The sequence below is a fragment of the Kitasatospora sp. NPDC051705 genome, from assembly GCF_044453265.1.
GTDB lineage: Bacteria > Actinomycetota > Actinomycetes > Streptomycetales > Streptomycetaceae > Kitasatospora.
Genome location: NZ_JBITCO010000030.1, coordinates 70,781 through 95,269 on the forward strand (window position 1 = coordinate 70,781; position 24,489 = coordinate 95,269).

The following is a 24,489-nucleotide window of genomic DNA, read 5'->3' on the forward strand; positions in this document are numbered from 1 at the left end:
GGGCGGGCGTTGGACATCCTGACCGAGGCACTGGGCTCGATGCGGACGGCGCACCCCGCCTCCGTCCGCACCGAGGGCCGCGCGCCGTGGGCCCTGCGGCTGCCGCCGGTGGCCGGCGCCGGGTTCCACGTGGTGCTGTACGGGACGTGCTGGCTGCTCCCCCTGGGCCCGGACGGCGGCGCGCCGGTGGCGCTCAGCCCGGGCGACGTGGTGTTCCTGCGGGACGGCCGCGGCCACGTCCTCGCCGACCACCCGGACACCCCGCCGATGCGCGCCGAGTCCGCCCCGGCGGACGACAGCGCGCCGATCGGCACGGTGACCCTGGGCGGCGACGGTGCCCGCACCAGCCTGCTGTGCGGCAACTACCACCTGGACCAGGGCCGCCCGCACCCCATGGTCCGCCAGCTGCCCGCGCTGATCCACCTGCCGACCCGGCACGGCCGGCACCCCGAACTCGCCGCCGCCGTGGAGCTGTTGGGCGCGGAGCTGGAGAACCCGCGGATCGGCTCGGCGGGGATCGTCCCGGCCCTGATCGACTCGCTGCTGCTCTACATCCTGCGGGCCTGGTTCGAGGACCAGCCGGCGGCGTCGGCGGCGGGCTGGGCGGCCGCGCTCGGGGACTCCGGGGTGGCCCCGGCGCTGGCGGCGATCCACGAGGCGCCGGCCTCGCCGTGGACGGTGGAGTCGCTGGCGGACCGGTCGGGGCTGTCCCGGGCGGCGTTCGCCCGCCGGTTCACCTCGATGGTGGGCGAGCCGCCGATGGCCTACCTGACCCGCTGGCGGATGACCACGGCGGCCCGGCTGCTGCGCGAGTCGGAGGCGCCGCTGACGGCGGTGGCGGCGCAGACGGGGTACGGCTCGGAGTACGCCTTCGCGAAGGCGTTCAAGCGGGAGTTCGGCCAGGCGCCCGGCGGCTTCCGCCGGGAGGCCCGCGCCGCCTGACCCCCACCCGCACCCCGGGCCGCTGCGGGCCCGGACCCGACCCACCCCGGGCCACTGCCGGACCGGACGCTCCGGACCCGCCCACCCCCGGACGCGACGCCCCCGGCCCGCGCGCCGCGGCGAAGCCGTCAGAACGGGAACACGGCCCGCTCGCGCTGGACGGAGATCCACTTCACGGTCGTGAACGCGTCCACCGTCGACTCCCCGTTGAGCCGCCCGACCCCGGAGTTCTTCTCCCCGCCGAACGGCACCGCGGGCTCGTCGGCGATGGTGCCCCCGTTGACGTGGACCATGCCGGCCTCGATCCGGTGCGCGATCCGCACGCCGCGCTCGACGTCGGCGGTGTGCACGGCGCCGCTGAGCCCGAAGGGGGTGTCGTTGGCGATCCGGACGGCCTCGTCCTCGCCGTCGAAGGGCAGCACGAGGACGACGGGGCCGAAGAGTTCGCGCCGGAGGATCGGATCGTCCGCGGCGAGGCCGGTGAGCACCACGGGCTCCATCAGGCTGCCGGTGGTGGTGCCGCGCAGCAGGGCGGTGGCGCCCGCTGCGACGGACTGGTCGACCTGGGCGGTGAGGGCGTCGGCCTGGACGGGGTTGATCAGCGGGCCGATCTGGGTGGCCGGGTCCTTGGGGTCGCCGACGGTCAGCGCGGCGACCCTGGCGACGAACTTCTCGGTAAACTCGGCCTCGACGACGCGGTCGACCAGGATCCGGTTGGCGGCCATGCAGACCTGGCCCTGGTGGGCGAAGCGGCTGAACACGGCGGCGGACACGGCGAGGTCGAGGTCGGCGTCGTCGAGCACGATCAGCGCGCTGTTGCCGCCGAGTTCGAGCACGGTCCGCTTGAAGTGCGCGGCGGCGACGGTGGCGACGTGCCGGCCGATCCGGTCGGAGCCGGTGAAGGAGATGACCTTGGGCACCGGGTGCTCGAGGAACGCGTCGCCGATCTCGGCGATGTCGGTGACCACGACGTTGAGCAGGCCGGGCGGCAGACCGGCGTCCTCGAAGAGCTTGGCGATCAGGGTGCCGCCGACCACCGGGGTCTCCTGGTGCGGCTTGAGCACGACGCCGTTGCCGAGGGCCAGGGCGGGCGCCAGCGCCTTGATCGCCAGGAACAGCGGGAAGTTGAACGGGCTGATCACGCCGACCACGCCGACCGGCAGCCGGTGGAGCCGGTTCTCCCGGCCCGGCGCGGTCGAGGGCAGCAGACGCCCCTCCAGGCTGAGCGAGAGCTGCAGGCAGTCCCGGAGCACGTCCTTGACGAGGGAGAGCTCGAAGCCGGCCTTGAGGGCGGTGCCGCCCAGTTCGGTCATGATGGCGAGGGTGATCGCGTCCTCGCGCTCCTCCAGCAGCCGCAGCACCCGCTCGAAGACGAGCCGGCGGGTGTAGGGGTTGGTCGCGGCCCACTGCTGCTGGGCCCGGGCGGCGGCGCGGTAGGCCCGGTCGACCTCTCCGACGGTGGCGACGGTGATGGTGGCGAGCTTGTCACCGGTGTAGGGGTCGACGTCGACGATGTCCCAGGAGCCGGTACCGCTGCGCCACTCGCCGTCGATGTACTGCAGCGCCAACTCGGAGAAGTACGACATCTGATGCCCCTCGTGCCGGTCCGGGGTGTCCCGGGGGACGAGCCGTTCCGGCCCGACCTGATGAGGCATCATCGTACGTGCGCGTCAGAGCTCTTGGCGTACGGAGTGCAGGAGTTCGCGGGTCAGCTCCGGGCTGAGGCTGTCGGCGGCCAGGCCGTCCATGGCGTGCCGGTACTCGCTGACCTCGGCGGGTTTGTCCAGGTAGAGCGCGGTGGTGAACTGCTCCAGGTAGACGACGTCGGCGAGTTCGGGTTCGGCGAAGCCGAGCACGGTGAAGGCGCCGCCCTCGGCGCTCAGCCCGGCGCAGCCGAGCGGCAGCACCTGCAGCCGGACGTTGGGGAGTTCGCCGAGTTCCAGCAGCCGGTCGATCTGGTTGCGCATCAGCTCGGGCCCGCCCCAGGGGCGGCGCAGCGCGGCCTCGTCGAGGACGGCGAGCAGGCGGGGCGCGTGGTCGCCGGTGAGCAGTTCCTGGCGCCTGAGCCGGACCTCGACCCGGCGTTCGATCTCGGCGGGCTCGGTGACGTGGCCGCCGGCGGCGATGACGGCCCGGGCGTAGTCGGGGGTCTGCAGCAGCCCGTGGACGAACTGGACCTCGTAGCTGCGGATCTCGGCGACGGCCTCCTCCAGGCCGACGTAGTTCTGGAACCAGGGCGGCAGGACGTCGCCGTACTCGTGCCACCAGGAGGTGGCGTTGGCGTCGCGGACCAGGCCGAGGACGGTGGCGCGCTCCTGTTCGGCGTCGACGCCGTAGAGGGTGAGCAGGTCGGCGACGTCGCGTTCCTTGAAGCCGACCCGGCCGAGCTCCATCCGGCTGATCTTGGACTCGGAGGCGCGGATCGAGTAGCCGGCCTCCTCGCGACTGACGCCCCTGGCCTCGCGGAGCTTCCGCAGCTGGGAGCCGAGCATCAGCCGCCGTACCGTGGCGCCTCCGCCTGCCTGAGTCGTGCTCATCGCCTCAACCTCCGCGCTCGCGCAGCCCCCCGGCCGTCGGCGGCAGTCTGCCACCTGGCACCGACGAGCAACAGCCCGTCCGGGGACGCCGTCCGGGGCGGCGTCGGGCTGCGCCAACGGTAGTCCTGGTGGCTGGGAAATGCCTGGAAACGCCGGTGCTGCTTGACACCGGCGGAGCCGCTAGCGACGCCTCGCGCGGGGCGCCCGCGGCGGGGCGGCCCGTCCGCCGCGCGCCGGGCGCGGAGCGCTTCGGACCGGGGCGCGGGGAACCCTGCCGGGTACGGGAACGCCACCCACCGGAACGCGCGGACCCCGCCGGGCGCGCAGCGCCGCGCACCGGCGTGCGGGAACGCGACGGCGCCCGCCCTCCAACTGGTCGGGGAAGAGGGCGGGCGCCAGGAGACCGCGTTGGCCCGGCGACGCTGGCGGGGGCAGCGGGTTGAGCTCCCGGCGATGCGGCGCCGGGCGTTCGGGGGTCGGTCGGGACCGGGTGGGGACCGGTCGGGACCGGATGGCCGGTCGGGCCGTCAGACCACCAGGGGGCGGTCGGTGGGCCGGATCGGGGCGGGCAGCGGGGTCTTGCCTCCGAGGTGCTTGTCCACGGCGGCGGCGGCCGAGCGGCCTTCCGCGATGGCCCAGACGATCAGCGACTGGCCACGGCCGGCGTCTCCGCAGACGTACACGCCATCGACATTGGTGGCGAACCGGCCGTCGCGGCCAATGTTACCGCGCGCGTCGAGGTCCACTCCCAGCTGCTCGACCAGGCCGTTGCGCACGTCCGTCCCGGTGAAGCCCATGGCCAGGGTGACGAGCTGGGCCGGGATGGACCGCTCGGTGCCGGGGACGGGCTCGAACCTGCCGTCCTTGAACTCGACCTCGACGAGGTGGAGCTCCTGGACGTTGCCGTCCTCGTCGCCGGTGAAGCGGGTGGTGTTGACGGAGTAGATCCGCTCGCCGCCCTCCTCGTGCGCGGAGGTGACCTTGTAGGTCATCGGCATGGTCGGCCAGGGCTGGTGGCCGGGGCGCTCCTCGCCGGGGCGGGGCATGATCTCCAGCTGGGTGACGGAGGCCGCGCCCTGGCGGTGGGCGGTGCCGACGCAGTCGGCGCCGGTGTCGCCGCCGCCGATGACGACGACGTGCTTGCCCTTGGCGCTGATCGGCGACTCGACGAAGTCGCCCTCCTGCACCTTGTTGGCCAGCGGCAGGTACTCCATGGCCTGGTGGACGCCCTTGAGCTCGCGCCCGGGGACGGGCAGGTCGCGGGCGGTGGTGGCGCCGGCGGCGACGACGACGGCGTCGAAGCGCTCGCGCAGCTGCTGGCCGGTGATGTCCTCGCCGACGTGGACGCCGGTGCGGAAGCGGGTGCCCTCCGCGCGCATCTGCTCGATGCGGCGGTTGATGTGGCGCTTCTCCATCTTGAACTCGGGGATGCCGTAGCGCAGCAGTCCGCCGATGCGGTCGGCGCGCTCGTACACCACCACGGTGTGCCCGGCCCGGGTGAGCTGCTGGGCGGCGGCCAGGCCGGCCGGGCCGGAACCGACGACGGCCACGGTCTTGCCGGAGAGGCGCTCGGGGACCTGCGGGGTGACGCCGCCCCGGTCCCAGGCCTTGTCGATGATGGTGACCTCGACGTTCTTGATGGTCACCGCGTCCTGGTTGATGCCGAGCACGCAGGCCGACTCGCAGGGCGCCGGGCAGAGGCGGCCGGTGAACTCCGGGAAGTTGTTCGTCGCGTGGAGGCGCTCGATCGCGCCGACGAAGTCGTCCCGGTAGGCGAGGTCGTTCCACTCGGGGATGAGGTTCCCGAGCGGGCAGCCGTTGTGGCAGAACGGGATGCCGCAGTCCATGCAGCGGCCGGCCTGCTTGGTGATGATCGGCAGGAGGCTGCGCTCGACGTAGACCTCGTTCCAGTCCCGCAGACGGACGTCCACGGGACGGCGCTCGGCCAGCTGCTTGGGCGTGGTCAGGAAGCCCTTGGGGTCAGCCATTAGCCGCCTCCATCATCTTGCGAGTGGTCTCGGCCTCGGAGAGGCCATCGCGCTCAGCGGCGTCCTTGGCGGCGAGCACTGCCTTGTAGTCGGTCGGCATGATCTTGGAGAAGCGGGACACCCCGCCGCCCCAGTCGGCCAGGAGTTCGGCGGCGACGGTGGAGCCGGTCTCCTCGTAGTGCTGCTGCACGGTCTCGCGCAGCCATTCGCGGTCGGCGGCGCCGGGGGCCTCGATGCCCACCAGTCCGTCGTTGACGTTCGCGGGGCGCAGGTCCAGCACGTAGGCGATGCCGCCGGACATGCCGGCCGCGAGGTTGCGCCCGGTCTCGCCGAGGATGACGACCCGGCCGCCGGTCATGTACTCCAGGCCGTGGTCGCCGACGCCCTCGACGACCAGGGTGGCGCCGGAGTTGCGGACGGCGAAGCGCTCGCCGGCCTTGCCGCGCAGGTGGATCCGCCCGGCGGTGGCGCCGTAGCCGATGGTGTTGCCGGCGATGACGTGGTTCTGGGCGTCGTTGCCGATGGCCGCGGCGTCGCGGGCGGGGCGGACGACCACGACGCCGCCGGAGAGGCCCTTGCCGACGTAGTCGTTGGCGTCGCCCTCCAGGCGCAGGGTCACGCCGCGCGGCACGAAGGCGCCGAAGGACTGGCCGGCGGAGCCGGTGAAGGTCACGTCGATGGTGCCCTCGGGCAGGCCCTCGCCGCGGTAGCGCTTGGTCACCTCGTGGCCGAGCATGGTGCCGACCGTGCGGTTGACGTTGCGGATCGGCAGCTGGATGCGGACGGCGTCGCCGCGCTCCAGGGCGTCCTCGGCCAGCGTGATCAGCTGGTTGTCCAGGGCCTTGTCCAGGGCGTGGTCCTGGGTGGTGGTGCAGTGGCGCGCCGCGCCGTCCGGGAGCGCGGGGACGTGGAAGAGCGGGGCCAGGTCGAGCCCGGCGGCCTTCCAGTGGTCGATCGCGCCCTGGGCGTTGATGTGCTCGGCGTGGCCGACGGCCTCCTCGATCGAGCGGAAGCCCAGCGAGGCCAGGATCTCCCGGACCTCCTCGGCGATGAACTCGAAGAAGTTGACCACGAACTCGGGCTTGCCGGAGAAGCGCTCGCGCAGCACCGGGTTCTGGGTGGCGACGCCGACCGGGCAGGTGTCCAGGTGGCAGACGCGCATCATGATGCAGCCGGAGACGACCAGCGGGGCGGTGGCGAAGCCGAACTCCTCCGCGCCGAGCAGCGCGGCGATGACGACGTCGCGGCCGGTCTTGAGCTGGCCGTCGGTCTGCACGACGATGCGGTCGCGCAGGCCGTTGAGCAGCAGGGTCTGCTGGGTCTCGGCGAGGCCGAGCTCCCAGGGGCCGCCGGCGTGCTTGAGCGAGGTGAGCGGGGAGGCGCCGGTTCCGCCGTCGTGGCCGGAGACGAGGACGACGTCCGCGTGCGCCTTGGAGACGCCCGCGGCGACCGTTCCGACGCCGACCTCCGAGACCAGCTTCACGTGGATGCGGGCCGCCGGGTTGGCGTTCTTGAGGTCGTGGATCAGCTGCGCCAGGTCCTCGATCGAGTAGATGTCGTGGTGCGGCGGCGGCGAGATCAGACCGACACCCGGGGTGGAGTGCCGGGTCTTGGCGACCCACGGGTAGACCTTGTGGCCGGGCAGCTGGCCGCCCTCGCCGGGCTTGGCGCCCTGGGCCATCTTGATCTGGATGTCGTCGGCGTTGACGAGGTACTCGGAGGTGACGCCGAAGCGGCCGGAGGCGACCTGCTTGATCGCCGAGCGGCGCTCGGGGTCGTACAGGCGGTCCGGGTCCTCGCCGCCCTCGCCGGTGTTGGACTTGCCGCCGAGGCGGTTCATCGCGATGGCGAGGGTCTCGTGGGCCTCGCGGGAGATGGAGCCGTAGGACATCGCGCCGGTGGAGAAGCGCTTGACGATCGCGGAGACCGGCTCGACCTCCTCCACGGGGACGGGGGTCCGGCCGAGGGCGTCCAGCTCGAACAGGCCGCGCAGCGTCATCAGGCGGGTGGACTGCTCGTTCACCCGGTCCGTGTACTGCTTGAAGATGTCGTAGCGGCGGTTGCGGGTGGAGTGCTGCAGCCGGAAGACGGTGTCCGGGTCGAACAGGTGCGGCTCGCCCTCGCGGCGCCACTGGTACTCCCCGCCGATCTCCAGCGCGCGGTGCGCGGCGGGGATGCCGGAGGCCGGGTAGGCCTTGGCGTGGCGGGCGGCGGTCTCCTTGGCGATCTCGTCCAGGCCGATGCCGCCGAGCTTGGTGGTGGTGCCGGCGAAGTAGCCGGCCACCAGGTCCTGGGAGAGGCCGATGGCCTCGAAGACCTGGGCGCCGCGGTAGGAGGCGACGGTGGAGATGCCCATCTTGGACATGACCTTGAGCACGCCCTTGCCGAGCGCCTTGATCAGGTTCTTGATGGCCTTCTCGGGCTCGACGCCCTGGATGAACACGCCCTGGGCGACGAGGTCCTCGACGGACTCCATGGCCAGGTACGGGTTGACCGCGCCGGCGCCGTAGCCGATCAGCAGCGCGACGTGGTGCACCTCGCGGACGTCACCGGCCTCGACCAGCAGCGACACCTGGGTGCGCTGCTTGGTGCGGATGAGGTGGTGGTGGATCGCGGAGGTGAGCAGCAGCGAGGGGATCGGGGCGTGCTCGGCGTCGGAGTGCCGGTCGGAGAGCACGATGATCCGGGCGCCGTCGGCGATCGCGGCGTCGGCCTCGGCGGCGATCGCGGTCAGCCGGGCGGCCAGGCCCGCGCCGCCGGCACCGACCTTGTACAGGCCGGAGAGCGTGACGGCCTTGAGGCCGGGCTGGTCGCCGTCGGCGTTGATGTGGACGAGCTTGGCCAGCTCGTCGTTGTCGATCACCGGGAAGGTGATGCCGACGGAGCGGCAGGAGGCGGCCTCGGCGGCCAGCAGGTTGCCCTCGGGGCCGAGGTTGCTGAGCAGCGAGGTGACGAGCTCCTCGCGGATGGCGTCCAGCGGCGGGTTGGTGACCTGCGCGAAGAGCTGGACGAAGTAGTCGAAGAGCAGACGGGGCTTCTCGCTGAGCGCGGCGATCGGCGAGTCGGTGCCCATCGAGCCGAGCGCCTCGGCGCCGGTCTTGGCCATCGGCGCGAGGATGACGCGCAGCTCCTCCTCGGTGTACCCGAAGGTCTGCTGGCGGCGGGTGACCGAGGCGTGGGTGTGGGCGATGTGCTCGCGCTCGGGCAGCTTGGCGAGCTGGATCTGCCCGGCGGCGACCCAGTCCGCGTAGGGGTGCTCGGCGGCGAGGGCGGACTTGATCTCCTCGTCCTCGACGATGCGGCCCTCGGCGGTGTCGACGAGGAACATCCGGCCGGGCTGCAGGCGGCCCTTCTTGGCGACCTTCTCCTGCTCGATGTCGAGCACGCCGACCTCGGAGGAGAGGACGACCAGGCCGTCCTCGGTGATCCAGTAGCGGGCCGGGCGCAGGCCGTTGCGGTCGAGCACGGCGCCGACCTGGGTGCCGTCGGTGAAGGTGACGCAGGCCGGGCCGTCCCAGGGCTCCATCAGGTTGGAGTGGTACTGGTAGAACGCGCGGCGGGCCGGGTCCATGGTGGCGTGGTTCTCCCACGCCTCCGGGATCATCATCAGCACCGAGTGCGGGAGCGAGCGGCCGCCGAGGTGGAGCAGCTCCAGGACCTCGTCGAAGGAGGCCGAGTCGGAGTGGTCCGGGGTGCAGACCGGGAAGATCCGCTCCAGGCCCTGCCCCTTGCTGTTGGCGGGGATCAGGTCGGTGGCGAGCTGGGACTCGCGGGCGCTCATCCAGTTGCGGTTGCCCTTGACCGTGTTGATCTCGCCGTTGTGGGCGACGAAGCGGTACGGGTGGGCGAGCGGCCAGCTCGGGAAGGTGTTGGTGGAGAAGCGCGAGTGCACCAGGCCGATGGCGGAGGCGTAGGAGCGGTCCGACAGGTCGGGGAAGAAGGGCTCCAGCTGGCCGGTGGTCAGCATGCCCTTGTAGACGATGGTGCGCGCGGACAGCGACGGGAAGTAGACCCCGGCCTCGCGCTCGGCGCGCTTGCGGACGACGAAGGCGGTGCGGTCCAGCTCGATGCCGGCCTGGCCGTCCTTGCCGAGGAAGAGCTGCCGGAAGCGGGGCATGACCGAGCGGGCGGTGGCGCCGAGCAGGTCGGGGGTGACCGGGACGTCGCGCCAGCCGAGGACGGTGAAGCCCTCCTCGGCGGCGATGCCCTCGATCTGCGCGACGGCGGCGGCGGCCTCGTCGTCCTGGTCGGGCAGGAAGGCGATGCCGACGGCGTAGGCGCCGGCGGCGGGGAGGTCGAAGTCGACCTTGCCGCGCAGGAAGGCGTCCGGGACCTGGGTGAGGATGCCCGCGCCGTCGCCGGAGTCGGGCTCGGCGCCGGTGGCGCCGCGGTGCTCCAGGTTGCGCAGGACGGTCAGCGCCTGCTCGACGATGGTGTGGTCGGCGATGCCGGTCAGCGTGGCGACGAAACCGACGCCGCAGGCGTCGTGCTCGTTTCGCGGGTCGTACAGGCCCTGAGCGGTAGGTCGCGCATCCGGAACGAGCGCGTACGGCCGGCGGGAGGCGCCGGCCTGGGGCTCGTTGGCGGAGTGCATGGATGCAGACAGCATCGGCTCTCCCGTCGTCGTCTTTCGGCGGTGTGGTGCAAGGAGGGACGACGCTGGCCCTGATGCGATTTCGTGCAAGTTACATGATGCCCAAGATCCCGGGAAGTGGAATATCCGGTCCACATGGCGGACGGATCCGCAGGTCAAGGGGGCAATGGGGGGACGTGCCACGGTGCACGTCCCGACGATTGTGCCCGGCGGTCGGCCGCCTGAAACAGGGGCGAAACCCGATCGCCACACAGGACGATCATGGCGTCCTGCGATTCCATCCCGAGGCTCTGCCCGCGGATGCGAATCCACGGTTCCTGAGCTCGGATGATGAGACTAGGCCAGGCGGTACCGGGGATCCATGTGTGGAACGTCACGCATTGACCAGCATAGTCATGCACTCCGCTGTGGCATCGCACAGCGCTCCCCCACCACCCCGGCCCGCCCTCCGGCCCGCTCTCCGGTCCGGCCGTCCGGCCGTCCGGTCGGCGGGCCCGCCCGGTCAGCCGACGTGGCCGCCGATCAGCCACCCCAGCAGGTACGTCACCCCCGCCGCCGCCCCGCCCAGCACCAGCTGCCGCAGCCCGCTGAACCACCAGCTGCGCGCCGTCACCCGGGCCACCACCGCGCCGCACAGGAACAGCCCCGCCGCCGACAGCAGCAGCGCGGGCACCAGCGAGGTCGCCCCCAGCAGGTACGGCAGCAGCGGCAGCAGCGCACCCACCGCGAAGCAGACGAACGAGGACCCGGCGGCCACCCACGGCGACGGCAGGTCGTTGGGGTCGACGCCCAGCTCCTCCCGGGCGTGGACCTCCAGGGCCTGGTCCGGATTGGCCGACAGCTGCCGGGCGACCTCGTGGGCCAGCTCCGGCTCCACCCCGCGGGAGACGTACAGCTGCGCCAGCTCGGCCAGCTCGCCGTGCGGGTTGCGGCTCAGCTCCAGCCGCTCGACCTCGATCTCCGCCTGGACCAGCTCGGCCTGCGAGGCGACCGAGGTGTACTCCCCCGCCGCCATCGAGCAGGCACCGGCCGCCAGCCCGGCGAGCCCGGTCAGCACGACCGTGCCGTTGGACGCCGCGCCGCCGACCACACCGGTCATCAGGGCGAAGTTGGAGACCAGGCCGTCCATCGCGCCGAACACGGCGGGCCGCAGCCAGCCGCCGTTCACGTCCCGGTGGTGGTCCGCCGCGGGTATGCGGGGGTGCTGCCCGGCCTCGGGCTCCAGGGTGGTCGCGCTCACGGTCGTCCCCTCCGTTCAAGTCGTCTGTCTTGAACGTAGCCGCCCTGACCTGGGCACTTCCAGCAAAGTAAGGCTGTCCGAACACCGCGACGGCCGCCCTCCGCAAGCATCGCGGGGGCGGCCGGTCCGGGGTGAAGTCCCAGGTCAGGTCAGGTTCTTGGCGTCCTTGCCGGTGGCGTCGGCGGCTCCGCCGGCCGGTTCCCCGGCCTCCTCGCCGTCCACGGACCGGGACGGTTTCCTCCCGGCGGCACCCTCCGGCGCCCGGTCGGCCGGCTCCTCGTCCGCCCCGGCGCGGGCCTTGCCGGCCCCGTCCGCGGCCTCGGCGGCCTCCGGCTCCGACTCGTGCGCGGCGGGGTCGATGGTGGCCGGGTCCTCCCGGCCGGGCCGCTTCTTCCCGACGATCACCAGGTACGCCACGGCGCCCAGGAACACCAGGATCGAGGTCCAGTCGTTCAGCCGCAGGCCGAAGTAGACGTGCGCCTCGTCGATCCGCAGCCACTCCGTCCAGAACCGGCCCACCGTGTACGCGGCCACGTACAGCGCGAACGCCCGCCCGTGGCCCAGGGTGAAGCGGCGGTCCGCCCAGATCACCAGCAGCGCGACGGCGACGCACCAGATCGACTCGTAGAGGAAGGTCGGGTGGTAGACGCCCTTGACGACCTCACCGCCGGGCAGCGTCCTGTCGATCTCCAGGCCCCACGGCAGCGTGGTCGGGCGGCCGTACAGCTCCTGGTTGAAGTAGTTGCCCCAGCGGCCCAGCGCCTGCGCGAGCGCGATGCCCGGCGCGATGGCGTCGGCGTAGGCGGGCAGCGGCACGCCCCGGCGGCGGGCGCCGATCCAGGCGCCGACCGCGCCCAGCGCGATCGCGCCCCAGATCCCGAGGCCGCCCTCCCAGATCTTGAAGGCGTTCCAGGGGTTCTTGCCCTCGTCGAAGTACAGCTGGTGGTCGGTGATCACGTGGTAGAGCCGGCCGCCGACCAGGCCGAAGGGCACGGCCCAGACGGCGATGTCGCCGACCGTGTGCTTGGCACCGCCCCGGGCGACCCAGCGCTTGCTGCCGAGCCAGACGGCCACGACGACACCGAGGATGATGCAGAAGGCGTAGGCGCGCAGCGGGACGGGTCCGAGGTACAGGACGCCCCGCGACGGGCTGGGAATGTAGGCGATATCCATGGCGGTTCCGACGCTACAGGGTCCGCGGCCCCCGCCGGACACCCCCGGGGTCACAGAAACCGAACAACGGGCCACGCGACGACGCCGCCGCCCCCTCCGGACGGGGAGGGAGCGGCGGCTGCGCCCGGCGGGGTGGAGCCCGTCCGGTGGATCCGGTGCGCCCGGGCGGGAGCGGCCGGACCGGCTCCGGAGCTCAGCCGGCGTTGGGGGACGGGTTGTTGGCCTCCGACGCGGTGCTGGTGGGCGCCGGAGTCTGCCCGTTGGAGCCGGGGGTGCCGAGCTGCTTGCCCTGGTTGGCGGCGTCGACCCACTTCGTCAGGTTGGCCGGGGTGATCTCCTCGGAGCCGTTCTTGGGGTAGATCGGCTGGCCGTTGAGCAGCACGGTCGGGGTCGACTTGTAGCTGGACTTGTCGAAGTCCTGCTGCACCGAGGAGACCCACCCGCCGAACTTGTTGTCGTTGACGCAGGCCTGGAAGGCGGGGGTGTCGAGGCCGTTGACCTGCTTGGCGAGGTTGAGCAGGACGGCCTTGTCCCCGAAGGCGTCGCTGGTCTCGTCCGGCTGGTTGCGGTAGAGCACGTCGTGGTAGTCCCGGAAGTGCCCGGCGTCCTGGGCGCAGGCCAGCGCGTTGGCCGCGGTCTTGGAGCCCTTGCCGGGGACGGCCCGGTCGATGAACGACACGATGTGGTAGTTGGTGGAGATCTTGCCGGCGTCCTCGAGCTGGTCGACGGTCGGCGAGAACTCGCGCTCGAAGATGCCGCAGGCCGGGCAGCGCGGGTCCTCGTAGACGGTGAGGACGGACGGGGCGTTGGCCGAGCCGACCGGGATGACCAGGTTCTTGTCGCCGATGGTCCCGGCGGGGGCGGCCGTCGGGGTCTCCGGCTTGGAGCGCTGGTTCTGCACCACGACGCCGGTGACCACGGCGGCGGCGATCACCGCGAGCACCACGCCGCCCACGATCAGCTTCTTCTTCCGCCGGGACGCGGCCTCCTCGGCCGCCCGCTGCGCCTGCATCCGCTCGCGGGCGGTGCGCTTGCCTTCTCGGTTCTTCTCGCTCATTGCCTTGACATCCACAGTCGGAGGGCCTTCGTGGGGTGGGGTGGTCGGGGTGCGGCGGGGCCGGCCGGTCAGCTCGCGAGCCAGCCGTCCGCCGAGAACTTGGTGCGGGGCCGCCACAGCAGCCACCCGGCGAGCAGCAGGAAGCCGGTGTCGCGCAGGATCTCCTGCAGGTACTCGGTCTGCGAGGCGTCGACGTGCCCGCCGCCGCCGAAGCAGCCGCAGTCGATCGAGATGCCGCGCGCCCAGGCGGAGACGATCCCGGCGATGAAGGCGAGCAGCAGCACCGCGGAGACGCCGGCGACGATCCGCACGCCGAGGCCGATCACCAGCAGCAGGGCGAGCGCCAGCTCCAGGAAGGGCAGGGCGTAGCCGACCGGTTTGACCAGGCCTTCGGGCAGGATCTCGTAGGCGCGGACGGCCTGGGCGGCCTCCGCCGGGTCGGCGATCTTGGCGAGGCCCGCCCAGCCCCAGACCACCGCGAGGCCGAGCCTGGCGGCGGTGCCCAGCCACAGGCTCCAGGCCGGATCCGACGGCCGCGCCGCCGGTGCGGGCGCCGAGTCGCCGGGCTGCGCTGCCGGGCCGGCCATCAGGGAACCCCCCTTGGGAAACTCGTTCACTTCCTGACGAACCGTAAGGGACGAGGGGTGGTTCCTCCATATTCAGGAATTAAGCCGGACGAGTGACGGCTGATGACGGTGTGTCCGTATTCGGCGAACACCCGTTCCCAGTCCGGCGGCGCCCGGCGCGCCTCAGAGCCGGTGGCAGCCGGGCGGGCGGACCGGGTCGGTCGGGTCGGCCCGGCCCGCGTGGTGCGGGCGGGCGGCCCGTTCGGCGGCGTCCCACCGGGCTGCCTCCGCGCAGGCGTGCGCGTCCCGCACGGCCCGTTCGGCGCCGCGCTTGGCCAGCGCCTGCCCCACCTCGGTGTGCGCCCCGACGGCGGCGCCGAGGGCCAGCGCGGCGGCCGCCGCGCGCAGCAGAACGGCCCGATGGAGACCCGGCACCGGCTCACCCCTTCGTTCGCTCGGCGACCTCGTGCACGTCGCCCGTGCACTCGTCCCTCCACTCAACGCCGGTCAACCCCGCCTGATGCGTGTCCCCGGCGCTGTTCACCCGTTCGGGGCCGCACCGCTGCGCCGCACGCCCGCCACCCGTCCCCCGGGCGGTCCGGGTGCGGGCCACGAAGGGCGACGGCCCGCCACCCCCCTGCGCGAGGGGGGTGGCGGGCCGTCGGGTGGTGCGGGTGCGGGTCAGCGCCGGCGGACGCCCGCCGCCAGGTCGCCCGCGACGGCGCGCACCGCGTCCAGCGCGGCCGCCTCGTCGTCCCCGGCCTCCAGGATCCGCTTCACGAACGCGGAGCCCACGATCACGCCGTCCGCGAAGCCCGCCACCTCGGCGGCCTGCTCCGCGGTGGAGACCCCGAGGCCCACGCAGACCGGGAGGTCGGTGGTGGCCCGGGTGCGGGCGACCAGGTCCTCGGCGAGCGAGCCGACCTGGGTGCGGGTGCCGGTCACGCCCATCACGGCGGCGGCGTAGACGAAGCCGCTGCCGGCCGCGGTGACCTCGGCCAGGCGGTGGTCCTTGCTGCTCGGGGCGACCACGAACACGGTGTCCAGGCCGTGCTCCTCCGCCGCCTTGCGCCACTCCTCGGACTCCTCGACCGGCAGGTCGGGCAGGATGCAGCCGACGCCGCCCGCGGCGGCGAGGTCGGCGGCGAAGCGCGCGGTGCCGTAGCGCTCGACCGGGTTCCAGTACGTCATCACCAGCACCGCCGCCTCGGGGTGCGCGGTGGCGACCTCCTGGACGGTGCGCAGCACGTCCTTGATCCGCACGCCGCCGCGCAGCGCGATGTCGTCGGCGGTCTGGATGACGGCGCCGTCCAGGACCGGGTCGGAGTGCGGCAGGCCGACCTCGACGACGTCGCAGCCGCCCTCGATCAGGGCGTTGACCGCCCGGATGCCGCCGTCGACGGTCGGGAAGCCGGCCGGCAGGTAGCCGATCAGCGCGGCGCGGTTCTCCGCCTTGGCGGCGGCCAGGATGCCGCTGAGCTTCGATGCCATGGTCACTTACCCCCGTGGGCCGAGTCGTGGGCCGAGTCGTGGGCCGCGTCGCCGGCCGGCTCGTCGTACAGGCCGAAGTACTCGGCCGCGGTGTGCATGTCCTTGTCGCCGCGCCCGGAGAGCGAGACCAGGATGGTGGCCTCGGGCCCGAGTTCACGGCCCAGTTCGAGGGCCCCGGCGAGCGCGTGGGCGCTCTCGATGGCCGGGATGATGCCCTCGGTGCGGGACAGCAGCCGCAGCGCCTGCATGGCGGCGTCGTCGGTGACGGGGCGGTACTCGGCCCGGCCGGAGTCCTTCAGCCAGGCGTGCTCCGGGCCGACGCCCGGGTAGTCGAGGCCGGCCGAGATGGAGTGCGACTCGATGGTCTGGCCGTCCTCGTCCTGCAGGACGTAGGTGCGCGAGCCGTGCAGCACGCCGGGGTCGCCCTTGGTGAGGGTGGCGGCGTGCCGGGGGGTCTCGGCGCCCTCGCCGGCGGCCTCGCAGCCGATCAGGCGCACGCCGGCGTCGGGGATGAACTCGTGGAAGATGCCCATCGCGTTGGAGCCGCCGCCGACGCAGGCGACGACGGCGTCGGGCAGCCGCCCGGTGCGGTCGAGGACCTGCTGGCGCGCCTCGACGCCGATGACCCGGTGGAAGTCGCGGACCATCATCGGGAAGGGGTGCGGGCCGGCGACGGTGCCGAACAGGTAGTGGGTGGAGTCCACGTTGGCGACCCAGTCGCGGAACGCCTCGTTGATGGCGTCCTTGAGGGTGCGGCTGCCGGAGGTGACGGACACCACCTCGGCGCCCAGCATCCGCATCCGGGCGACGTTCAGCGCCTGGCGCTGGGTGTCGACCTCGCCCATGTAGATGGTGCAGTCGAAGCCGAACAGCGCGCAGGCGGTCGCGGTGGCCACGCCGTGCTGGCCGGCGCCGGTCTCGGCGATGATCCGGGTCTTGCCCATCCGCCGGGTGAGGAGGGCCTGGCCCAGCACGTTGTTGATCTTGTGCGAGCCGGTGTGGTTGAGGTCCTCGCGCTTGAGCAGGACGCGCGCGCCGCCCGCCTCGGCGGAGAAGCGGTGCACGTCGGTCAGCGGGCTCGGCCGGCCGGTGTAGTCCTTGAGCAGGGCGTCCAGCTCGGCGGTGAAGGCCGGGTCGGACTTGGCCTTCTCGTACTCCTCGGCGACCTGCTCGACGGCGGCGACCAGCGCCTCCGGGATGAAACGGCCGCCGTAGGCGCCGAAGTAGCCCCGGGCGTCCGGCACCTGGGCGCCGGGGAGGTAGTCCTTCGCGGACTTGTCGGACATGGTGGAAGTCCTTAGGGGGAGATGACGACAGTGACGTCTTCTGGCCGGGACCGGCCGAACGTCCGCCGCCATCGGCGGCCCGGCACCTGCCCGGGCTCGCAGCCGATCACGTACCGCACCCGCCGCCCCAGCACCCGGCGTGCGGGCGCGCGGCAGCCGCGCGGGCGGCAACCGGGGGCGAGGCGGGTGGCGATCTTCATGTCGGCCGGTCAGTCCTTGTGCCGGACGGCGGGGTGGGCCCCGGCGGCGACCAGGTCGGCGACCGCGGCGCGCGGGTCCTTGCCGGTCACCAGGGACTCGCCCACGAGCACCGCGTCGGCGCCCAGGTTGGCGTAGGAGATCACGTCCAGCGGGCCGCGCACGCCGGACTCGGCGACCTTGACGACGCTGTCCGGGATGGCGTGGACCACGTTGCCGAAGGTGTTGCGGTCCACCTCGAGGGTCTTGAGGTTGCGGGCGTTGACGCCGATGATCCGCGCCCCGGCGTCCACCGCGCGCTTGATCTCCTCCTCGTCGTGCACCTCGACCAGCGGGGTGAGGCCGATCGACTCGGCGCGCTCGATCAGCGACACCAGGGCCGGCTGCTCGAGGGCGGCGACGATCAGCAGCGCGAGGTCGGCGCCGTGCGCCCGAGCCTCCCACAGCTGGTACGCGGTGACGATGAAGTCCTTGCGCAGCAGCGGGGTGTCCACCGCGGCGCGGACGGCGTCCAGGTCGGCCAGCGACCCGCCGAAGCGGCGCTGCTCGGTCAGCACGCTGATCGCGGCGGCTCCGCCGGCCGCGTAGTCGCCCGCCAGTGCGGCCGGGTCGGCGATCGCGGCCAGCGCGCCCTTGGACGGGCTGGAGCGCTTCACCTCGCAGATCACCCGGACCCCGTCGCCCTTCAGGGCGGCGACGCCGTCCTTGGCCTCGGGGGCCTTGGCGGCGCGCTCCTTGAGCTCGTCCAGGGAGACCCGGGCCTGGCGTTCGGCGAGGTCCTCGCGGACCCCCTCGATGATCGTGTCGAGCACACTCATGCGCCCACCTCGCTTCGCTCGGCAGGCGCTGCGCGCAACACGCACCTGTCAATGGTTCGCTCTCCCCCAGCCTGCGGCTGGAGGTACCCCCATCGCTCGCTCACGCGAAGTGCCCCCATCATTTCTGCTAGTTCGCTAGCGACGAGCCGACCGGGACGGACCCGGTGGCTCTTCGATGGTATCGGCACCGGGGGGCGCGGGGCGCATCCGCCCGGGGCGCGTCTCGCGGACCGGACGCCCCCTGGAGCGGCTCTCAACTGCGGTTTCACCGGACGTCCACCGGTCCTCGAAGCCCCCGGTGGATCGAGTGGACCGATCACCGGCCCACCATGTGGACCGGTGCCCGCCGCTCAGACCAGCGGCGGGGCCAGTCCCGCGCCGACCGGCAGGTTGCGCACCACGGTGAACACCAGGACCAGCAGCGCGATCAGCACCCAGCGCCGGCCGCCGACCACGAGCCGGGGGCGCGGGCCGCCGGTCAGCGCGGCCCAGCCCCAGCGCAGCCAGAGCAGCGCCAGCACGCCGAGGAGCAGCACGGCCACCGCGTTGTCGTGCAGGGCTCCGGTCAGGTCGCCGTGGGTCAGCGCGTGCACGCAGCGCAGCCCCCCGCAGCCGGGGCACCACCAGCCGGTGGCGGTCAGGAACGGGCAGTCGGGGTAGTGCCCGGGGGAGTTCGGGTCCACCACGGCGACGAAGGCGGTGGGGACGGCCACCGCCGCCAGCGCGGCCAGCGGCGGGCCCAGCCGGCGCAGGACGGGCGGCGGGGCGGAGGCGGTGGGGGCGGCGTTCACGCCCCGATTGTGCCCGTGTCGGGCCCGGACGGAACGGAACGGCGGGCGCGCCGCGCCCGCCGTTCCGTCGTCCGCGGAAGGTCCGTCGTCAGGCGGTGGCGGCGGCGAGGGCGGCGCGGGCCGCGTGGGCCTCGGCCTGCTCCTCGCGCGAGGCGTAGACGTTGGTGCTGGGCTGCTTGCCCATGCCCGCCATCGACATGGCCTTGCCGACCACGCCACCGGCCAGGACGACCGCCAGGCCGGCCCAGACCAGCAGCACCGACGGGAGGATCATCGCGACCCCCGCGATCCCGGAACCGATGAAGGAGATGGTCACGCCGGTCCAGGCGGCGGGGGTGTGACCGTGTGCTGCTGCTGCCATCTGATGGTGCTCCTAGCCTCTCGGGGCCCGGCCGGGCCTGCGGGGCCGCCGGCGGGTTGACGACCTCCATTGTGCCGGGCCACACACCGGCTCCCCAAAGCGGGTGCCGGGTCTATCGCGTCACACGCGTGCCGGTCAGCCGGACGTCGGGTCCTCGCCGCGGTCCAGGGCCTTCCACAGGTCCGCCGGGGTCTCGCTCCGCGCCGGGGCCTTGCGGGTCGGCGCCTCGTACCGGCTGCCCATCGCCGGCCAGCCGCGGCCGTAGCGGAGGGTGAGCAGCCCGGCGACGGCCAGCAGCAGTCCGCCGACCAGGGCCACCCACGGCCAGCCGGTGTGGCCGACCCCGGTGGCCGCCGAGCCGGTCAGGGCCAGCTTGCGGGCCGCCTCGGCGTCCAGCGCGGCGGTGTCGCCGGCGCCCGCGGCGGAGGCGGCGGCCGCGCCGAGACCCGCCAGCAGGGTCAGCGCGCCCACCGCGAGCCGGCCTGCGCCGCGCACCGCGAACACCGCCACGGCCGCCGCGAGGCCCACCAGGGCCAGCCCGCCGGGCAGTTCGGAGATCGCGCCGCCGGTGACGGACACCGCCAGGGTGCCGGCCCGGCCCTCCGCCCAGACCCGGCCGACGGCGGTCAGCACCAGGACGGCGCTCAGCACGGTCAGCAGCAGCATCACGCCGAGCGTCCGGCGGCCCGCGGAGGGGGCCGGGGCGGCGGGGGCGGGGGTCTGGTCAGGAGCGGTCACCCGTCCACTATCCCCCGCCCGACGCGTCACACCGAACCCGGGGTGGGCGGCCCGGTCGGGAACTCGTCGGTGCGCAGCACGACCGTGCGCCCGCCGAGCGGCAGGAACAGGTCGTTGCCGAACGGCACCCGCTCGGCCTCCCGGTAGGCGCCGTCGGCGGACGGCGCGGTGTGCACGGTGCAGACCGCGGCCGCCGTGTCGACCACCACGTACAGCGGGATCCCGCCGAGCGCGTACGCCCGTGCCGTCCCGGCCGGGTGCGGCCCGGCCGCCTCCAGCACCGCCTCGACACCGGCGCCCGGGTGGCGGCCGCGGTCGTCGGGCCGGGCGTCCGGGGCGACGACGGCCAGGTCGGCGGTGAGGCCGCCGCCGGACGCCCCCGGGGCGTCGACCACCACCCCGCGCAGCACCCGGCCGCGGCCCGCCAGCTGTTCGCCGATCTGGGCGGCGGCACTGTGCAGGGCCGCGCGCCCCGGCCCGCCCTGCGGCTCCTCGGTCATCCCGGCCGCCTCTCTCGACGCCCCTCGACGGTTGCGGCGTCCTACGACATCTCCGGCGTCCGCAGCGTATTGGCGGTGGCGACGGCCCGCAGCACGGCGGCCGCCTTGTTGCGGCACTCGGTGTCCTCCCCGTGCGGGTCGGAGTCGGCGACGACACCCGCCCCGGCCTGCACGTAGGCGGTGCCGTCGCGCAGCACGGCGGTGCGGATGGCGATCGCGGTGTCGGAGTCCCCGGCGAAGTCCAGGTAGCCGACGCAGCCGCCGTAGAGGCCGCGGCGGGTGGGCTCCAGCTCCTCGATGATCCGCATCGCCCGCGGCTTGGGCGCACCGGAGAGGGTGCCGGCGGGGAAGCAGGCGGTCAGCACGTCGAAGGCGGTCCGCCCGGGTGCGACCGTGCCGGTGACGGTGGAGACGATGTGCATCACGTGGCTGTAGCGCTCGATCTGCATGAAGTCGACCACCTCCACGCTGCCCGGCTCACAGACCCGCCCCAGGTCGTTGCGGCCGAGGTCGACCAGCATCAGGTGCTCGGCCCGCTCCTTGGGGTCGGCGAGCAGCTCGGCGGCCAGTGCCGCGTCCTCGTGCGGGGTGGCGCCGCGGTGCCGGGTGCCGGCGATCGGGTGCAGCATCGCCTCGCCCTCGGTGACCTTGACCAGCGCCTCCGGGCTGGAGCCGACCACGTCGAAGCCGCCCTCGGCACCGCCGTCCGGCCCGGGGAAGCGGAACAGGTACATGTACGGGCTGGGGTTGGTGGTGCGCAGGACGCGGTAGACGTCCAGCGCGGAGGCCGGGCAGGGGGCCTCGAAGCGCTGCGAGGGGACGACCTGGAAGGCCTCGCCGGCCCGGATCCGCTCCTTGACCTCCTCGACGGCCGCCCGGTACGGCGCGCCGCCGAACGGGGAGCGGGCCTCGCCGGGGCCGGAGGGGGTGAAGGTGGCCAGGCCCGGGTCGACCGGCTTGAGCAGGTCGGCCTCCATGGCGTCGAGCCGGGCCACCGCGTCCGCGTGGGCCTCGTCCACGCCGCTGGCCAGGTCGTTGTGGTTGACGGCGTTGGCGATCAGCAGCACCGTGCCGTCGGCGTGGTCGAGCACGGCGAGGTCGGTGGCGAGCAGCATGGTCAGCTCGGGCAGCTTCAGGTCGTCCGGGTTGAGGTCGGGCAGCTTCTCCAGCCGGCGGACCACGTCGTAGCCGAGGTAGCCGACCAGGCCGCCGGTGAGCGGCGGCAGGCCGTCGTCGGTGTGCCGCGGGGTGTGCAGCGCCTCCAGGGCGGCGCGCAGCACCTGCAGCGGGTCCCCCGTGGTGGGGATGCCGACCGGCGGGGTGCCCAGCCAGCGGGCGTCGCCGTCCGGGCCGGCGGTGAGCACGGCGGCGCTGCGCACGCCGACGAAGGAGTAGCGCGACCAGCTGCGCCCCTGCTCGGCGGACTCCAGCAGGAAGGTGCCGGGTCGCTCGGCGGCGAGGCTGCGGTACAGGCCGATCGGGGTGAGACCGTCCGCGAGGAGCCTGCGGGTGACCGGGATGACCCGGGTGTCGACGGCGAGCTTGCGGAAGGCTTCGAGTTCCATGGCGGGCGGCACCTTCTGGAGTTCCGGTCGGGGTCGGGGGGAGGCGGGGTTCGGTCGGGGGACGCGGGGTTCAGTCGGGGGACGCGGGGTTCAGGAGAGCGGGAGCACGTCGGCGTCGAAGCAGGTGCGGTCCCCGGTGTGGCAGGCCGCGCCGGTCTGGTCGACCCTGACCAGCAGCGTGTCGCCGTCGCAGTCCAGCGCCACCGACTTGACCGCCTGGACGTGGCCGGAGGTGTCGCCCTTCACCCAGTACTCGCTGCGGCTGCGGCTCCAGTAGGTGCAGCGGCCGGTGGTGAGCGTGCGGTGCAGCGCCTCGTCGTCCATCCAGCCGAGCATCAGCACCTCACCGGTGTCGTACTGCTGCGCGATGGCCGGGAGCAGGCCGTCCTCGGTCCGCTTGAGGCGGGCGGCGATCTCGGGGGCCAGGGCGGTGGTGCCGGGGGCGGCGGGTGTGGTGGACATGGGGCCATTGTTGCAGTCCGGGCCCGGCCCCCGGCACGTGCCGGACCGGCCCCGACACCTGCCGGACACGCCCTACGACGCCTCGCGTTCGCAGCCGGACGGCCAGATCCGGTGGACGAACAGCCCGGCGGCCTCGGCCAGTCCGGCGATCCGGGCGGGTTCGCTGCCGGGTTCGCCGTCCCAGACCGCGATCAGCTCGTCGATCATGCCGACCAGGGCGCGCCCGGTGTCGTCGCCGAGTCCGCCGCGCTCCACGGCGGCCAGCCGGTGGACGGCGTTGGCCTCGTTCAACAGGCGCAGCCGGGTGGCCCGGTGCCCGTCGTCGGCACGGCCGACCGCGGGGGCGCTCGCGGGGACGATCACCTCCAGTTTGCCGCCGTGCTCCAGGACGGAGCGGGCGAACCAGCTCTCCGGCCCCTCCTCGACGCAACTGACGCCGACCAGTTCGTACGGGCCGAAGGTGGTGACCAGCTGCCAGAGGTCGCCGCGGACCAGCATCTCCGTGATGCCGCCCGACAGACCCTGGTGACCGGTGATTCCGACGCGCATTCCCAGCTCCCGGGACTCGTGTCGTGCCGCCGGGAGCCTATCCGACGGCGCGCGGACGCTCGGTACCGGGACGATTTCGGCCAACCTCCTGCCGGGCGGGCCCCCGGTGGGCCATCCTCGTGGCCATGACCTCCGAGCAGCAGCCGCCCGCAGCCGCCGAATCCCGCCCGTCCCGGGGCCTGGTCCTCACCGTCGCGGCGGTCCTGGCCGTGCTGCTCGCGGTGGTGGCCACCGTCCTGCTCTGGCCGGAGGAGCGGAAGCCCGCCGCCGCGCCGCCCCCGCCCACCCCCACGGCCACCCCGACCCCCACGCCGACGCCCACCCCGACACCGACCCCCGCCCCGACGAAGACCCCGCCGTACGCCTTCTTCCCGGTCGGCGCCTGCTTCGACCACCCGCAGCTGAGCCCGGTGATCACCAAGGCCGAGGAACGCCCCTGCACCGGCGAGCACGACGGCCAGGTCATCGCCGACCTCAAACTGGCCGACGGACTGGCCGGCGAGATCCCGATCGCGCTCGCCATGCGGGAGGGCTGCAAGGAGGCCGAGGCCGCCGCCAAGGCCCGCCAGAACGACGGAAAGACGTACTACGGGCGCCAGTTCGGCCCCGCCGGCACCAACTACCAGCAGGGCTGGCGGGACTACACCTGCACCCTGACCCTCAGCAACAAGCAGGGCGGGCCCAAGCTCACCGGCGCCCTGCGCTGACCTGTCCACGCCGTAGGCTGGCGGCATGTCGAACCACGCCCTCGCCGAGCGCCACCGTCTCGCCGAACTCCTGGCCGCCGCCGGGCCTGACGCCCCCACCCTCTGCGCCGGGTGGACCACCCGGGACCTCGCCGCCCACCTGGTGATCCGCGAGCGCCGGGCCGACGCGGCGGCCGGCATCCGGATCGGCGCGCTCGCCGACTGGACCCGGCGGGTGCAGGACGACTACGCCGGGCGCCCGTACGAGGAGTTGGTGCGCACGTTCCGCGCAGGCCCGCCGCTGCTCTCCCTGTTCGCCCTGCCCGGCGCGGACGAGGCCGCCAACACCGTCGAGTACTTCGTGCACGCCGAGGACGTCGCGCGCGCGGGCGAGGAGTGGACCGCCCGCCCGGTGCCGCCCGGCCGCGCCGACGCGCTCTGGCGCCGCCTGCCGATGATCGCCCGCTTCGAGGCTGGCCGCCGCTCCCCCGTCCGCCTCGTCCTGGAGCGCCCCGACGGCCGCTCCCTCACCGTCGGCCCCGCCGGCGCCCCCACCGTCCGCCTCACCGGCGAGCCGGGCGAGCTGGTCCTCTTCGTCTACGGCCGCGGCGCCCGCACCACCCTCACCGCCGACGGCGCCCCCGACGCCGTCGAAGCCCTCCGCCACATCCTCCCGCTCCCGTAGCCCCTCCGATCAAGGCAGGGGTCATTCACTCCTGCTGGCCCACCTCGCCGAGGCGGCGAGGTGGGCCAGCGGAGGAACACCCCGCGAAGAAGCGGTGAGTGGCGTCGGCCTCCTCCACGGAGGAGGCCGACGCACCCAAGACCCCGTCGGCCTCACGGCGCCCGCGCCGTGAGGCCGACCCACCACCGGTCACCACAAACCCCCCACCAACACGCAGAATTAGGTGTGCGAAGACCAAAGACACAACCGCCCGGCGCCCCCC

The 24,489-nt window shown here is 73.6% G+C and carries 23 protein-coding genes; 3 read left to right on the top strand and 20 right to left on the bottom strand.

Annotation, left to right across the window (positions count from 1 at the left end):
- Positions 1–9 precede the first annotated feature (9 nt).
- On the top strand, positions 10–942 hold the full coding sequence (locus ACIA8Q_RS28765; protein WP_360212448.1) for an AraC family transcriptional regulator: 933 nt from the start codon (positions 10–12) through the stop codon (positions 940–942).
- Between the two features lie 128 nt (positions 943–1,070).
- On the opposite strand, the gene ACIA8Q_RS28770 is transcribed toward ACIA8Q_RS28765, so the two are convergent.
- The 20 genes from ACIA8Q_RS28770 to ACIA8Q_RS28865 form a co-directional block, all read right to left on the bottom strand.
- Positions 1,071–2,528, bottom strand: coding sequence for an aldehyde dehydrogenase family protein (locus tag ACIA8Q_RS28770; protein WP_396317932.1), 1,458 nt, complete (start codon positions 2,526–2,528; stop codon positions 1,071–1,073).
- Between the two features lie 84 nt (positions 2,529–2,612).
- Complete coding sequence (locus tag ACIA8Q_RS28775) at positions 2,613–3,479, bottom strand: helix-turn-helix transcriptional regulator (protein ID WP_360212452.1); 867 nt, start codon at positions 3,477–3,479, stop codon at positions 2,613–2,615.
- Between the two features lie 527 nt (positions 3,480–4,006).
- On the bottom strand, positions 4,007–5,467 hold the full coding sequence (locus tag ACIA8Q_RS28780; RefSeq protein ID WP_360212454.1) for a glutamate synthase subunit beta: 1,461 nt from the start codon (positions 5,465–5,467) through the stop codon (positions 4,007–4,009).
- The gene (gene gltB / locus ACIA8Q_RS28785) at positions 5,460–10,061 is read right to left on the bottom strand and encodes a glutamate synthase large subunit (protein WP_360212498.1); all 4,602 of its coding nucleotides are present in this window, start codon (positions 10,059–10,061) and stop codon (positions 5,460–5,462) included. The genes ACIA8Q_RS28780 and gltB overlap by 8 nt, the downstream gene beginning before the upstream one ends.
- Before the next feature lie 502 nt (positions 10,062–10,563).
- Complete coding sequence (locus tag ACIA8Q_RS28790) at positions 10,564–11,286, bottom strand: VIT1/CCC1 transporter family protein (RefSeq protein WP_360212499.1); 723 nt, start codon at positions 11,284–11,286, stop codon at positions 10,564–10,566.
- A 159-nt stretch (positions 11,287–11,445) separates the two neighbouring features.
- Entirely contained in the window at positions 11,446–12,474 is a 1,029-nt protein-coding gene (gene lgt, locus ACIA8Q_RS28795) for a prolipoprotein diacylglyceryl transferase (RefSeq protein ID WP_396317933.1), read from the bottom strand.
- Between the two features lie 193 nt (positions 12,475–12,667).
- On the bottom strand, positions 12,668–13,531 hold the full coding sequence (locus ACIA8Q_RS28800) for a thioredoxin domain-containing protein (RefSeq protein ID WP_360212457.1): 864 nt from the start codon (positions 13,529–13,531) through the stop codon (positions 12,668–12,670).
- 68 nt (positions 13,532–13,599) lie between these two features.
- Positions 13,600–14,118 (bottom strand): MauE/DoxX family redox-associated membrane protein, encoded by a 519-nt coding sequence (locus tag ACIA8Q_RS28805; protein WP_360212459.1) that lies wholly within the window; start codon positions 14,116–14,118, stop codon positions 13,600–13,602.
- A 162-nt stretch (positions 14,119–14,280) separates the two neighbouring features.
- The gene (locus ACIA8Q_RS28810; protein ID WP_360212461.1) at positions 14,281–14,532 is read right to left on the bottom strand and encodes a hypothetical protein; all 252 of its coding nucleotides are present in this window, start codon (positions 14,530–14,532) and stop codon (positions 14,281–14,283) included.
- Between the two features lie 246 nt (positions 14,533–14,778).
- Positions 14,779–15,588: a tryptophan synthase subunit alpha gene (gene trpA / locus ACIA8Q_RS28815; protein ID WP_360212463.1), complete on the bottom strand. Its 810-nt coding sequence runs from the start codon at positions 15,586–15,588 to the stop codon at positions 14,779–14,781.
- A gap of 2 nt (positions 15,589–15,590) precedes the next feature.
- The gene (gene trpB / locus ACIA8Q_RS28820; RefSeq protein WP_396317934.1) at positions 15,591–16,874 is read right to left on the bottom strand and encodes a tryptophan synthase subunit beta; all 1,284 of its coding nucleotides are present in this window, start codon (positions 16,872–16,874) and stop codon (positions 15,591–15,593) included.
- A gap of 11 nt (positions 16,875–16,885) precedes the next feature.
- Entirely contained in the window at positions 16,886–17,074 is a 189-nt protein-coding gene (trpM, locus tag ACIA8Q_RS28825) for a tryptophan biosynthesis modulator TrpM (RefSeq protein ID WP_396317935.1), read from the bottom strand.
- Between the two features lie 9 nt (positions 17,075–17,083).
- On the bottom strand, positions 17,084–17,890 hold the full coding sequence (trpC, locus tag ACIA8Q_RS28830; protein WP_360212466.1) for an indole-3-glycerol phosphate synthase TrpC: 807 nt from the start codon (positions 17,888–17,890) through the stop codon (positions 17,084–17,086).
- A 350-nt stretch (positions 17,891–18,240) separates the two neighbouring features.
- Positions 18,241–18,681: a DUF2752 domain-containing protein gene (locus ACIA8Q_RS28835; RefSeq protein ID WP_360212468.1), complete on the bottom strand. Its 441-nt coding sequence runs from the start codon at positions 18,679–18,681 to the stop codon at positions 18,241–18,243.
- An 88-nt stretch (positions 18,682–18,769) separates the two neighbouring features.
- Positions 18,770–19,042 carry an HGxxPAAW family protein gene (locus ACIA8Q_RS28840; RefSeq protein WP_360212470.1) on the bottom strand — a complete coding sequence of 91 codons (273 nt, stop codon included), beginning with the start codon at positions 19,040–19,042 and terminating at the stop codon, positions 18,770–18,772.
- A 135-nt stretch (positions 19,043–19,177) separates the two neighbouring features.
- Complete coding sequence (locus ACIA8Q_RS28845; RefSeq protein ID WP_360212472.1) at positions 19,178–19,780, bottom strand: TIGR02234 family membrane protein; 603 nt, start codon at positions 19,778–19,780, stop codon at positions 19,178–19,180.
- A 26-nt stretch (positions 19,781–19,806) separates the two neighbouring features.
- Positions 19,807–20,280, bottom strand: a complete 474-nt coding sequence (locus tag ACIA8Q_RS28850) for a hypothetical protein (protein ID WP_360212474.1) — start codon at positions 20,278–20,280, stop codon at positions 19,807–19,809.
- 41 nt (positions 20,281–20,321) lie between these two features.
- Positions 20,322–21,845, bottom strand: coding sequence for an anthranilate synthase component I (locus tag ACIA8Q_RS28855; protein ID WP_360212476.1), 1,524 nt, complete (start codon positions 21,843–21,845; stop codon positions 20,322–20,324).
- Between the two features lie 90 nt (positions 21,846–21,935).
- Positions 21,936–22,307 (bottom strand): phosphoribosyl-AMP cyclohydrolase, encoded by a 372-nt coding sequence (gene hisI / locus ACIA8Q_RS28860; RefSeq protein WP_360212478.1) that lies wholly within the window; start codon positions 22,305–22,307, stop codon positions 21,936–21,938.
- A 72-nt stretch (positions 22,308–22,379) separates the two neighbouring features.
- Positions 22,380–22,856, bottom strand: coding sequence for a hypothetical protein (locus ACIA8Q_RS28865; RefSeq protein ID WP_387898518.1), 477 nt, complete (start codon positions 22,854–22,856; stop codon positions 22,380–22,382).
- Positions 22,857–22,981: 125 nt separating this feature from the next.
- Between ACIA8Q_RS28865 and ACIA8Q_RS28870 the strand changes: the two genes are divergently transcribed.
- Entirely contained in the window at positions 22,982–23,563 is a 582-nt protein-coding gene (locus ACIA8Q_RS28870) for a hypothetical protein (RefSeq protein WP_387898515.1), read from the top strand.
- Between the two features lie 25 nt (positions 23,564–23,588).
- The gene (locus ACIA8Q_RS28875; protein ID WP_360212484.1) at positions 23,589–24,227 is read left to right on the top strand and encodes a TIGR03085 family metal-binding protein; all 639 of its coding nucleotides are present in this window, start codon (positions 23,589–23,591) and stop codon (positions 24,225–24,227) included.
- Positions 24,228–24,489: the final 262 nt, after the last annotated feature.